The following is an 11,982-nucleotide window of genomic DNA, read 5'->3' as shown; positions in this document are numbered from 1 at the left end:
TATTTCATTTATGAGCGAATACATCAATAATTCAAGTCAGAGAAAAGAGCTTCTGAAGCATATGCTTCTGGAACTTCATAAAGGGGAGGCCCCGGAACAGGTTCAGGAGAGAGTTAAATCCCTTCTTAAACAAATACCATACAATGAAGTGGTTGAGGTGGAACAGGAGTTGATTGCAGAGGGCCTTCCGGAGCAGGAGATTTTAAAATTTTGTGACCTTCACAGCGCTGTACTTGAAGGTAGCCTAACCGGTCATGATGCCCCTGTACCGGATGGTCACCCTGTTGACACCTTCAAAAAGGAGAACAGAGAGATAGCTAAGGTTATTGAGAAGATAAGGACCCTGCTGGTAAGAATGGAGATTATCAAGGGAATGCCGGACGACAAAGACTTTATCAACGCATTGGTTATTGATCTTAAAAGAGAGTTCAATATGCTCTCTGATGTGGATAAACACTATAAACGCAAAGAGTATCTTCTTTTTCCTTTCCTTGAAAAGGCAGGAATAACCGGCCCTCCAAAGGTAATGTGGGGTAAACACGATGAGATAAGGGAGATTCTTGGAGCTGTTCATGATTCACTTGTGCCGGGCACACCAATAACCGGCAGTGACCTCTACTCTCTTGGAGATATGATTATAAGGCCCACAATAGAACAGACAGAGAGTATGATCATGAAGGAGGAGGAGATTCTTCTTCCAATGTGTCTGGAAACTCTTACTCAGGAGGATTGGATACAGGTATACAATGAAACCGGAATATACGGTTACTGTATATATGATCCAAAGATTGAATGGAACCCTGAACCAAAAGAGGGTGACAGCGATACTGGCACAAAACCGGCAACAGGAGTAGAGTACACAACAGGAGGACCGGTAAGACTCTCCTCAGGAAGTTTTGACATTAAGGAGATGGAGGCGCTCTTTGTTACCCTCCCTATTGATATTACATATGTTGACGCCAACGACAAGGTTAAGTTTTTCTCTCACAGCCCCAACAGAGTCTTTGAGCGAAACAGGTCAATAATTGGAAGGGATGTGAGACTTTGCCACCCTCCGGGGAGCGTTCACATTGTTGAGCAAATTCTGGCGGATTTTAAAAGCGGAAAGGAGCATCAGGCAAAATTCTGGATAAGTAATTTTATGGGCAGGTTTGTTTATATTGAATATACTGCTCTGAGAGGCAAAGATGGTGAATACCTTGGTGTGATTGAGATCACCCAGGATATATCTGAGTTCAGGAAACTGGAGGGTGATCAGCGGCTTCTCTCCTACACAAAAAAATGATGAAGGACATAACATTAGAGACAAAGATTTCAGAGATACTTAACGAACGGCCGGAGCTTGAGCATACACTGTTCGAGCTCTCGCCCGCTTTTGCCAAGCTTCAGAGCCCGATTCTCAGAAGGACGGTTGCAAGAGTGACCTCTGTAAAACAGGCTGCCTCAATAGCAGGCATAGATGCTTCTCATATGCTTACAATGCTTAGGAAAGCTGCAGGTTTAGAGCCACTTGTAAAAAAAGAGGAGACGCCAGAGGCAAGTAGTTTACTTGAGGAGCCCTGCCCTGAGTGGTTTCACGAGGAGAGTGTTAAAATAAAATTTGATGCATCCGGAGTTCTTGAAGAGGGAAATGTACCAATGGGAAGAATAATTGAAGAGAGTAAAAATCTGCTTCCCGGAGAGATTTATCTGTTTACCACCCCATTTGTACCTGCACCAATAATTGAAATTCTCCACAACAAGAACTTTATGGTCTGGAGCAGACGAAAGGATGATATAATTGAAAACTTTGTTGTAAAATATTAAAACTGATATGGTGATGAAAAGAGTATACCCGGTAACAAATATGAGTTGCGCTGGGTGTGCGGCAGGGGTTGAAAAGACCCTTCAGGCACAGCCTGGAGTTATTTATGCAGTTGTTAATTTTGCCGACTCCAGTGTTGTACTGGAGACAGATTCAGATGTTACATCACCTGAGAAACTCAGAGATGTTGTCAGAGCAATGGGTTACGATATGATAATTGAGGACCCGGATGAGGCGAGAATAATTAAAGAGGAGAGGGAGCTGAGCAATTTCAGAAAACTTAAAAGGAATACAATTCTTTCATGGGTTTTCTCAACACCGGTTATGATTATTTCAATGCTCTTTATGGACCACTCATCGGCACATGCAGGCATTGATTTGGTTAATATACTGTTAATGATTCTTTCACTTCCGGTGATGGCTGTTTTTGGAAGAGGTTTCTTTATAACAGGATTCAAACAGGCGGGAATGCGCAGGGCAAATATGGATACGCTTGTGGCACTAAGCACATCAATAGCATTTCTGTTTAGTACATTTAATACAATATGGCCCTCATTCTGGCTGGAAAGAGGATTGCAGCCCGTAGTCTATTTTGAAGCGGCAGTTATGATAATATCCTTTGTTCTTTTGGGCAAATTTCTTGAGGAGAGGGCAAAGGGGAACACCACCGCATCAATAAAAAAGCTGATGGGACTTGCTCCGCAAACTGCGACAGTAATCAGAAACGGTGAAAGAATTGAGGTGGCTGTCTCAACCATTAAGGCGGGTGAGATTGTAGTTGTAAGGCCGGGTGAGAAAATCCCTGTTGATGGATTATTAACAGAGGGTGACTCATATGTGGATGAGAGTATGATTTCCGGTGAGCCTATAGGAGTTTTAAAGAGGAGAGGAGATAGCGTTCTTGCAGGAACCATAAACCAAAAAGGGAGCTTTAATTTTGAAGCAACCAGAGTGGGAAGCGAGACAGTTTTATCAAAGATTATTGCAATGGTTAAAGAGGCGCAGGGGAGTAAAGCTCCTGTCCAGAGAATTGTTGATAAAATTGCAGCTGTTTTTGTCCCTTCAGTACTGGCTCTCTCAATGTTAACATTAATTCTTTGGTTGATTATTGGCGGAAGCGAGCACATTTTTCACGCACTACTCTCTGCAGTTTCAGTGCTGGTAATAGCCTGCCCATGCGCACTCGGCCTTGCAACACCTACTGCTCTTATGGTTGGAATAGGAAAGGCTGCAGAGGAGCATATTCTTATAAAGGATGCAACTGCACTTGAGCAGATAATGAACATTAATGATGTTGTCCTGGATAAAACCGGAACTATCACTGAGGGGATCCCTTCAGTTACAAATTATAAATATACCGGGGAGGAGGGCCACCTTGCCGTTCTGGCAGAGATGGAGAGAAAATCCGAACATCCACTTGCAGAGGCAATTGTGGAGTGGGCAGAATCTGAACTTGGAGCTACTGATGGTTCAGTAAATATCTCTGATTTTGAAAGTATAACCGGCAAGGGTGTTAAGTGTAAGTATGACGGAGATATCTGGTGGGCCGGAAATGCGGATATGGTAAGTTGTAATATACCCGCAGAGATAAGGGCTTTAACAGAGGATTGGCAGGGAAGAGGGCTTAGTATTATTTACTATGGAAGAGAGAATACTCTTTTAGCTGTAATTGCTGCTGCCGATAAAATTAATGCTGGTTCAGTATCTGCTGTTGAGCGACTTAAGAATATGGGAATAAAAGTCCATATGTTAACCGGGGATAATTCATTGACAGCTAAGTTTATAGCAGATCAGGCCGGAATTAGTCACTTTTTTGCTGACGCACTTCCTTCTGATAAAGAGAATTATATTATATCTTTACAGAAGAGTGGCGCAAAGGTTGCGATGGTAGGCGACGGCATAAATGACTCTCAGGCACTATCAAGGGCTGATGTCAGCGTTGCTATGGGAAGAGGAACAGACATAGCAATGGATGTATCTATGATGACTATTATGACCAATGATCTGAGACTCCTGCCAAGAGCAATAGAGTTGTCCGGAAAGACAGTGCGCCTCATTAGACAGAACCTGTTCTGGGCATTTATTTATAACCTGATAGGTATCCCCATTGCTGCCGGGTTGCTTTATCCGGTAAACGGCACCCTGCTAAGCCCAATGATAGCAGCTGCAGCTATGGCATTCAGTTCAGTATCCGTTGTATTAAACAGTCTTAGATTGTCCGGCAAATGAAAAAACAGAGCACTAAATTTCTTTTTGCAGTATTGCTTTTTACGGCAATGCTTCATGAAATTGATGCTCTGGCTCATGTTAAAGATACATTAGATTCTAAAAGCAAAAATATACTTGTTGTAAGTTCTTACAACAATGGCTACACCTGGTCTGATGAGATAATTGACCATATCGGCAGCCAGCTTATGACAGCGCACAACCATTTTGATGTTAGTGTAGAGCACATCTCTTCTGAATATAACCCGGATTTTACGGTATGGATATACCGGTATAACATTATTACAAGCGCATATAAAAATCACCCTCCGGATATTCTGGTTCTTATTGGGGATGAGGCTTGGTTCTCACACAGATATTCAATAAAGAGGGAGGGATTTGAAAAAACTCAGGTAATTGTTGTTGCTGCCAAAAACCTCTCTTTCTCAATGGAGCAGTTATCAGCGGGAGATTCAACAGAGTTTGCAGACCTCCAGCCAACAGTTGAATTATTTGATGATTTAAATGCTACAGGAGTCCTTAGAGAGCTAAATATTGAAGGCCTGTTTGATGTTATGGAGGATATGGTTAAGCCTCTCAAGAATATTTATATTTTAACAGATTTCAGAATTCAGGGTTATTACTCAAAACTTTTGGCAAAAGAAATTCTTAAAGAGAGAGGGCATCCTAATGGTATTTTTATTAGCTCCAATGATGTGAATACGGACTCTCTCTTACATATGGTCCCAACTTTCAGAGACTCATCTGCCATATTTTTATCTTCCTGGTTTACTACTGGATTTGGGTTTAAGTACTCAGTAAATTACACCTACTCTCAAATATCAAAAAGCTCAAAACTTCCTGTTTTTGGTGTAGTTGGCGAAGCTATTGAGGATGGTGTTTTTACAGGAGGTTATTTTATGCCCCAAAATTTCTGGGGAGAGCAAGCGGTAAAGCTTATTGAACAGGTTGATAAACTTGGAAGTGCAAAACATATAGAACCATCAATATACAGGGACAGCGTTTTCCATGTAAACTGGAAGAATGCCAGTGAAAGATCAATAAAAAGATCTTCAATCCCTAAAAAATCTGTTATTTATGCAAGACCCCTTGATTTACTGCGAAAGTTTAAAGAGGAGATAATTATTGTCGGCTCAATTTTTATAATACTTTTAATAGCAGCAATACTGGTATTTAGGAGTTATCTCCAGGTCAGAGCGTCAAGAATCAGGCTTATGGATTCTGAGGATAATCTGTATAAAGCCTTAAGGAAATCCCAGGAGAGTGACCGGCTAAAATCAGCATTTCTTGCAAATATGAGTCACGAGATAAGAACACCCTTGAATTCAATTTTGGGATTTTCTGAGTTACTCTCAGAGACATCTGACGAAGATGAGCGCAGGCAATATATTAAAATAATATCATCAAGCAGTGATTTACTGCTGAGACTTATAGATGATATTCTTGACCTGTCAAAAATTGAGGCGGGTACATACGAGTTTGTTTTTGAAAGAGTAGATCTTTGCGGACTTATTGAAGAGCTCAGACAGATTTTTCACCACAAAGAGAGGGCAGATCTAAAATTAATAGTAGAGTGTAAATATCACGAGTTAGAGATATTTGCAGATCGTAAGCGTCTCTTCCAGGTTCTGACAAATCTGGTTAATAACGCTATAAAATTTACCAAAAAAGGGTATGTTAAGGTAAGTTGTCATCTGGAAGAGTTTGACGGTGAGAAAATAGCTGTTATTCAGGTAGAGGATACAGGAATGGGAATCCCTCCAGACAAGGTTGACACAATTTTTGACAGATTTGTAAAGTTAAATGACCTCTCTGAAGGTACAGGGCTTGGGCTTACTATATGTAATACGATTATTCAAAAACACAAAGGGTCAATACATGTTGAATCCACTTACGGTTCTGGTTCAAAATTTACTGTAAGACTTCCTGTTTAAATCCATCCAAACGGATGGTTAGCTGGCTTAAGAGCGGCAAGAGGGTGGTAGTCACCCTTTAATCCTAAAGGATTTGCGTGTCTTATTCCGTGAACAATTTCAACAGCTGCTCTGGCATCTTCAAGACCAAATCCCTCTCCGGCGATTATTTTTTTGTAAGACTCAGTATGCAATTCGGTAAATCCATCAGAGAACTCAACTTCAATACCCTCCATCTGAAGTGATCTGTAGGTTCTTTTACCGGCCTCTTTTGCCTCTCTGGGTAGTGTATCCTCATTTATTGAGAGGAAGTATCTTACCCTCGCTTTGTCAAACTCCAGAAGTCCGGCTACCCTGTCGTGCGAAGATATATGAACTACATTATTTTTAACTGCGCCAAAAACCCATGCTAGCATATCATAAAAGTGGACTCCAATATTTGTTGCAACCCCTCCGCTCTTTCTTGAATCACCCTTCCAGCTTGTATAGTACCAGTTACCCCTCGATGTAATATAGGTGAGATCCACATCAAAAATTTTCCCGGCAGGAGCGGAGGCAACTCTTTTCCTTAAGTCTTGTATAGCAGGATGCAGTCTTAGCTGGAGTATGGTGTTAACTTTTTTTCCGCTCTCCCTTTCGGCAACGCTAAGTGCATCAATATTCCAGGGATTGAGAACCAGAGGCTTCTCGCAAATAACATCGGCATTGAGCCTTAGACCATATCTTATATGGGCATCGTGAAGGTAGTTGGGTGTACAGATAGAGAGGTACTCAATACCATTAACCTCCCTTTTCATTTTTGAAAGGTGTCTGTCAAAAAGTTCAAACTCTGTAAAAAATGATGCATCAGGGAAATATGAATCCATTATTCCTACACTATCAAAAACATCATAGGCAGCAGCAAGCTTATTTCCGGTATCCCTAACAGCTTTAAGGTGCCTTGGGGCAATGTAGCCCGCAACTCCAATAATTGCAAAATTTTTCATTGCTGCAAATATAATATATCTTCAGGCTCAACCGGTGTGTATTCTCCCTCCTTTACCTCAAAGATAACAGTCCCCTTTGAAAGAACCTCCAGAGTATGAAATGTGCCGGCAGGTATATTAACTCCATACTCCCCGTCACAAGGATCAAGTATAAATTTTTCAATCAATTTCCCATTTTCATCATAGAAAAGTACTTTGATTGCCCCTCTTAGAACGATGTAGGTCTCATCTGTATGTTTATGTCTGTGGACAGGTAAAACTGTCCCCGGCTCGAGTGCATTCATAAGTCGTTGGGCAGGAGCATCAAGTGAATCGTGAAGATTATAGTTCATCCTTAGCCTCGGGGATGATTTTGCCGATTCTGAAATTTGATCAAGGAGGGCATTGTCTATTTTTAGAATTCTCTTCATATATCTATCGCCCTCTATACATCTGGTCGTAATAGCTTTTGTAATCTCCGGATGTTATCCTCTCCATCCACTCCCGGTTTTCCAGGTACCATTTTACGGTCTTTTCAATGCCCTCTTCAAACTGGAGCGAGGGTGACCACCCGAGCTCCCGGTGTAGCTTACCGGAGTCAATCGCATAGCGAAGATCGTGGCCGGCACGGTCAGTGACATAGGTGATAAGCGGCAGCGAGGCGCCCGCAGGGCGGCCGAGCTGCCTGTCAACAGTCGCTATAAGTACCTTTATGAGGTCAATATTTTTCCATTCGTTAAAGCCCCCTATGTTGTATGTCTCACCCACACTCCCCTCGTGAAATATCAGGTCAATTGCATTTGCGTGATCCTCCACATAGAGCCAGTCTCTCACATTCTCACCCTTGCCGTAAACAGGAAGAGGTTTATTGTTGCATATATTATTGATAAACAGAGGAATCAATTTCTCGGGAAACTGATAGGGACCATAGTTGTTTGAGCAGTTAGAGATAACCACAGGCATCCCGTAAGTGTCGTGCCACGCCCTCACAAAATGGTCGCTTGAGGCTTTTGATGCCGAATATGGCGAGTGCGGATCATATTTGGTCTCCTCGGTAAAGAAGGTGCCGTCATCCTCAAGAGAGCCGTAAACCTCATCGGTAGAGACATGGTAAAACAGTTTCCCCTCAAATGGCGAATCGCCAGCCTTTGTCCCATTTTTTTGCTCAGCCCAGGCTTTACTCCAGTACATTCTCGCAGCCTGAAGCAGGGAGAGGGTACCCATAACATTAGTTCTGGCAAATGAGAATGGGTCAAGAATCGATCGGTCCACATGAGACTCGGCGGCCAGGTGAATGATCCCATCAATCTGGTTTTCAGTAATCACCTTGCTTATAAACTCAATATCACAGATATCACCCTTTATAAACTTGTAGTTAGTCATCCCCTCAACATCTCTGAGATTCTCAAGGTTCCCGGCATAAGTGAGCAGGTCCAGGTTAAAAATATTGTATTGGGGATATTTGTTGACCATCAGCCTAACCAGATGTGATCCTATAAATCCGGCTCCACCAGTTATAAGTATGTTTTTCATATTTGAATATTTTTCCAGAATTTTTCATCATCGAGTGGTTCCATCCAGTGTCGTATAACCAAACCAAAGGTCTCTTTTATTTTTCTTTTATCCAGGACGGAGTATGCAGGTCTTACAGCCTTAGTTATGAATTTGTCAGAGGTAACAGGATTTATCTTGCAGCTATTTCCCCCTCTTTTAACAATCTCTTTTGCAAAATCATACCAGGAGCAGACACCCTCGTTTGAAAAATTGTAAATACCACAAAGATCTCTCCTCTCTTTGTCAGTTGATAACTCCCATTTGGTTAATACCTTGCAAATAACTGTGGCAAGGTCCCCGGCAAAGGTGGGGGTACCCACCTGGTCAAATACCACATCCAGAGAATCCCGTTCGCCGGTAAGGCGTAGTATTGTTTTAACAAAGTTTGAACCAAATGCTGAATAGAGCCAGGAGGTTCTTAAAATGATATAGTTGCAGCCTGAATTAATCAGAGCCTGCTCTCCCTCAAGTTTGGTCCGACCATAAGCGGAGGCGGGAGCAGTAGGAAAATCCTCGGTATAAGGCCGATTTGACTTCCCGTCAAACACATAATCAGTAGAGATGTGAATAATCAAAGGCCCCCCCTTTGCCGAAGCACCTGCCCGCCATACGGCAATTGCAGAGTCAGCCAGATTGCGGGGAGCAGAGGCATTTACCTTACCGGCAGCAGTCTCCTCATCTTCTGCTTTGTCTACAGCTGTGTAGGCCGCACAATTTATTACAATCTCAATATCATTATCAAGCAAAAATCGTTCAACCGCCTCCCTTTTAGTGATATCCAGTTCATTTACATCTGTATAGAATATTGATGGATTTGTACCCAGTAACCTTTTGAGTTCACTTCCAAGCTGACCGCTGCCACCGGTTACCAGAATGCGGCTCCTTGAATCACTCTTGATATCACTTCCCATATCAGTACAATTTTGTATTGTAGTCAAATAATTTTGCATCTGAGAGAGGTGGATGATTTTTATCCTTTTCGCTCAGAATAATCTCTTCATGTTCCAATCCCCAGTCTATTCCCAGTGCAGGATCACTCCACAACAGAGCCGCTTCATTCTCCGGAGAGTAGTAGTTATCGGTCTTGTACTGAACAATTGTGTTGTCCTCCAGAACAGAGAAGCCGTGGGCAAATCCCTTGGGAATAAAAAGCTGGCATTTATTTTCAGATGAGAGCTCTGTTATTATATGCCTTCCAAATGTTGGAGATCCTCTTCTTATATCAACCGCCACATCCAGAATTTTTCCGGTAACAACTCTAATGAGCTTTGACTGGGCAGCAGGAGGCAGCTGATAATGCAATCCTCTAACAACGCCCCGGTTTGAGAAGGACTCATTCTCCTGCACAAAAACTGTATCGGCAACCTCTCTGCAAAATTTATCCTTAAGAAAACTCTCCATAAAGTATCCCCTGGAATCTCCCCTGACTACAGGTTCAATAAGAAATACCCCCTTAATCTCCGTTTCTGTAATTTTCATAATTTCCACTCCGGATTATCTCTCCCCGGCCATTTTGTCAAGATACTGACCATACTGATTTTTTATCATTGGCTTTGCAATTTGTCTGAGCCTCTCTGCATCAATCCATCCGTAATTGTAGGCAATCTCCTCAAGGCAGGCAACCTTTAGACCCGTCCTCTTCTCAATAACTTCAATAAAAGTTGAAGCTTCAGAGAGTGAGTCGTGAGTCCCCGTGTCAAGCCAGGCGAAACCCCGTCCCAGAGTGTGTAACTTAAGCCTCTCCATTTTAAGGAACTCCTGATTTACTGTTGTAATCTCAAGCTCCCCCCTGGCCGATGGTTTTATTGATTTTGCAATCTCAACAACTCTGTTTGGGTAAAAATAGAGCCCCACAACAGCATAATTGCTCTTAGGCTCCTTTGGTTTCTCTTCTATACTTATAACCAGACCCTTGTCATTAACTTCTGCAACTCCGTAACGCTCAGGGTCATTAACCCAGTATCCAAATACCGATGCATCTCCATCCTTCTCTGAAGCTCTTACAGCCTCTTTAAGCATTTTGACAAAGTACTGACCATAGAAAATATTGTCTCCAAGTACCAGGCAGACCGAATCATCTCCAATAAATTTCTCTCCAATTATAAATGCCTGAGCAAGCCCGTCAGGTGATGGCTGTTCTGCATATTCAAACCTTACTCCATAATCACTTCCGTCACCCAGGAGCCTCCTGAAACCGGGAAGATCATCAGGGGTGGAGATAATCAGAATCTCCCTTATACCCGCAAGCATCAATACCGAAATAGGGTAGTAAACCATTGGTTTATCATAAATGGGAAGCAGCTGTTTAGAGACACCCTTTGTTATTGGGTACAGCCTGGTTCCCGACCCCCCTGCTAAAACAATTCCTTTCATAGATACAAAAATAACCAATTTATTGTCTCTTCAGAAGATTATCTACAATAGTATCCAGTAAGTCACCATTGTGATCAATGTAGTGCTGAGCTGCATTAAAAAGTTCACGAATATTCTTCTCCGTTGCAAGATCCATATCAACATCGGCATTTAGAAGAGCAGGCTCTATCCTGATATAGTTTCCCGAGCAATCCAAAGATTTACAAACCTGTCTCATCTGGTAGTCCACTGTCTCTGCAACTGAGGAGAGCATAATATCCAGGATTGGGCTAAGCCACCCGATAAATCCAAATCTCCTGACCTTCTCGTAGGGGTAAGAGCGATCCGCCTTTCCTGTTCCTGCCGATATCATCATAAACCCTTTAACGCTCTCTTCAGGCCAGAGTTTGATAGCCTCAACAAGTGCGCACATAGAGGGATTATTAGCATAGATACCACCATCAACCAGATTCCTGAAAGGGATGTTCTCCTCTGAGATACCCTCGCGCTTTAAAGCCTCAGAGCTCTTTGGATATACTTTTGCCGGCTTAAAATAGGTAGGAGCTGCCGATGTGGCGCGGACAATATCGCAGAGTCTGTAATCTGCCAGACTGCCATATTTTCCTACATCACTCTTTGTAAATAGCAGAGCCTTTCTTGTGGTCATTTCGTAAGATGTAACAAGACAATCTTTTGCCACCTCAGAGATAGTAGCATCACCCAAAATCTCCCTGGCAAAATTATACAAGGCATCCTCTTTGTATCTGCTTGAGAAGAGTCCAAACCCGGAGATCAGCTTTTGCGAAAGACTCCTGTGGAATAGTTTTGGCCCAAGCTCCCTGTAGAACTCAAGAATCTGCGCACCGGTGTAGCGCTTTGGAGTGAGGTAGAGGATAGATAGAATGCCACCCGTTGAGGTTCCTGACATAAGGTCAAAACAATCTGCGAGTCTGAGATCACTGTTTTTTGAGGCAACTCGCAGCCGCTCCTCCAGGTTTGCAAGGATGGCAGCCGGAATCACACCACGGATTCCTCCTCCGTCAATGGTGAGAATTGTTTTCATTTATTTGCTGATATATAAAATTTATCAAAAGAGCTTAGCCCAAATTTAACAAAAAATGATTAACTTAGCGTGTCATTTAAGACGAATCCACTTGATTATTAACTT

At 42.4% G+C, this 11,982-nt stretch carries 11 protein-coding genes; 4 read left to right on the top strand and 7 right to left on the bottom strand.

All coding sequences use genetic code 11. The features are described 5' to 3' along the window. Window positions 1–10 precede the first annotated feature (10 nt). Genes U5907_04055 through U5907_04040 form a run of 4 tightly spaced genes read left to right on the top strand, consistent with a single transcriptional unit; the run spans window position 11 to window position 5,964 of the window. Complete coding sequence (locus U5907_04055) at window positions 11–1,285, top strand: DUF438 domain-containing protein (protein WRQ33822.1); 1,275 nt, start codon at window positions 11–13, stop codon at window positions 1,283–1,285. Further along, on the top strand, window positions 1,282–1,806 hold the full coding sequence (locus tag U5907_04050; protein ID WRQ33821.1) for a DUF1858 domain-containing protein: 525 nt from the start codon (window positions 1,282–1,284) through the stop codon (window positions 1,804–1,806). Before U5907_04055 ends, U5907_04050 begins: the two co-directional genes overlap by 4 nt. A gap of 7 nt (window positions 1,807–1,813) precedes the next feature. Further along, window positions 1,814–4,033, top strand: a complete 2,220-nt coding sequence (locus tag U5907_04045; GenBank protein WRQ33820.1) for a heavy metal translocating P-type ATPase — start codon at window positions 1,814–1,816, stop codon at window positions 4,031–4,033. Next, window positions 4,030–5,964: a HAMP domain-containing sensor histidine kinase gene (locus U5907_04040; protein ID WRQ33819.1), complete on the top strand. Its 1,935-nt coding sequence runs from the start codon at window positions 4,030–4,032 to the stop codon at window positions 5,962–5,964. The genes U5907_04045 and U5907_04040 overlap by 4 nt, the downstream gene beginning before the upstream one ends. Here the strand turns inward: U5907_04040 and U5907_04035 are convergent. Genes U5907_04035 through U5907_04005 form a run of 7 tightly spaced genes read right to left on the bottom strand, consistent with a single transcriptional unit; the run spans window position 5,961 to window position 11,877 of the window. Further along, entirely contained in the window at window positions 5,961–6,929 is a 969-nt protein-coding gene (locus tag U5907_04035; protein ID WRQ33818.1) for a Gfo/Idh/MocA family oxidoreductase, read from the bottom strand. The two genes, U5907_04040 and U5907_04035, sit on opposite strands and share 4 nt — an antisense overlap. After that, entirely contained in the window at window positions 6,926–7,330 is a 405-nt protein-coding gene (locus U5907_04030) for a WbuC family cupin fold metalloprotein (GenBank protein WRQ34079.1), read from the bottom strand. The genes U5907_04035 and U5907_04030 overlap by 4 nt, the downstream gene beginning before the upstream one ends. A 13-nt stretch (window positions 7,331–7,343) precedes the next feature. Continuing rightward, window positions 7,344–8,441 carry a dTDP-glucose 4,6-dehydratase gene (gene rfbB / locus U5907_04025; GenBank protein ID WRQ33817.1) on the bottom strand — a complete coding sequence of 366 codons (1,098 nt, stop codon included), beginning with the start codon at window positions 8,439–8,441 and terminating at the stop codon, window positions 7,344–7,346. Continuing rightward, the gene (gene rfbD / locus U5907_04020; protein ID WRQ33816.1) at window positions 8,438–9,373 is read right to left on the bottom strand and encodes a dTDP-4-dehydrorhamnose reductase; all 936 of its coding nucleotides are present in this window, start codon (window positions 9,371–9,373) and stop codon (window positions 8,438–8,440) included. Before rfbD ends, rfbB begins: the two co-directional genes overlap by 4 nt. 1 nt (window position 9,374) lies before the next feature. Then, window positions 9,375–9,941 carry a dTDP-4-dehydrorhamnose 3,5-epimerase gene (gene rfbC / locus U5907_04015; protein ID WRQ33815.1) on the bottom strand — a complete coding sequence of 189 codons (567 nt, stop codon included), beginning with the start codon at window positions 9,939–9,941 and terminating at the stop codon, window positions 9,375–9,377. Window positions 9,942–9,956: 15 nt separating this feature from the next. Next, window positions 9,957–10,835 carry a glucose-1-phosphate thymidylyltransferase RfbA gene (rfbA, locus tag U5907_04010; GenBank protein WRQ33814.1) on the bottom strand — a complete coding sequence of 293 codons (879 nt, stop codon included), beginning with the start codon at window positions 10,833–10,835 and terminating at the stop codon, window positions 9,957–9,959. A gap of 19 nt (window positions 10,836–10,854) precedes the next feature. Then, window positions 10,855–11,877, bottom strand: coding sequence for a patatin-like phospholipase family protein (locus U5907_04005; protein WRQ33813.1), 1,023 nt, complete (start codon window positions 11,875–11,877; stop codon window positions 10,855–10,857). Window positions 11,878–11,982: the final 105 nt, after the last annotated feature.

The organism is Bacteroidales bacterium MB20-C3-3, from assembly GCA_035609245.1.
Taxonomy (GTDB): Bacteria; Bacteroidota; Bacteroidia; order Bacteroidales; family UBA932; genus Bact-08.
This window is presented reverse-complemented; position numbering and strand designations above follow the sequence as displayed.

What these genes read in the sequence shown, in the direction of transcription:
- U5907_04055 (WRQ33822.1), top strand. Translation starts at nt 11, where the DNA reads ATGAGCGAATACATCAATAATTCAAGTCAGAGAAAAGAGCTTCTGAAG.
- U5907_04050 (WRQ33821.1), top strand. Translation starts at nt 1,282, where the DNA reads ATGATGAAGGACATAACATTAGAGACAAAGATTTCAGAGATACTTAAC.
- U5907_04045 (WRQ33820.1), top strand. Translation starts at nt 1,814, where the DNA reads ATGGTGATGAAAAGAGTATACCCGGTAACAAATATGAGTTGCGCTGGG.
- U5907_04040 (WRQ33819.1), top strand. Translation starts at nt 4,030, where the DNA reads ATGAAAAAACAGAGCACTAAATTTCTTTTTGCAGTATTGCTTTTTACG.
- U5907_04035 (WRQ33818.1), bottom strand. Translation starts at nt 6,929, where the DNA reads ATGAAAAATTTTGCAATTATTGGAGTTGCGGGCTACATTGCCCCAAGG.
- rfbB (WRQ33817.1), bottom strand. Translation starts at nt 8,441, where the DNA reads ATGAAAAACATACTTATAACTGGTGGAGCCGGATTTATAGGATCACAT.
- rfbD (WRQ33816.1), bottom strand. Translation starts at nt 9,373, where the DNA reads ATGGGAAGTGATATCAAGAGTGATTCAAGGAGCCGCATTCTGGTAACC.
- rfbC (WRQ33815.1), bottom strand. Translation starts at nt 9,941, where the DNA reads ATGAAAATTACAGAAACGGAGATTAAGGGGGTATTTCTTATTGAACCT.
- rfbA (WRQ33814.1), bottom strand. Translation starts at nt 10,835, where the DNA reads ATGAAAGGAATTGTTTTAGCAGGGGGGTCGGGAACCAGGCTGTACCCA.
- U5907_04005 (WRQ33813.1), bottom strand. Translation starts at nt 11,877, where the DNA reads ATGAAAACAATTCTCACCATTGACGGAGGAGGAATCCGTGGTGTGATT.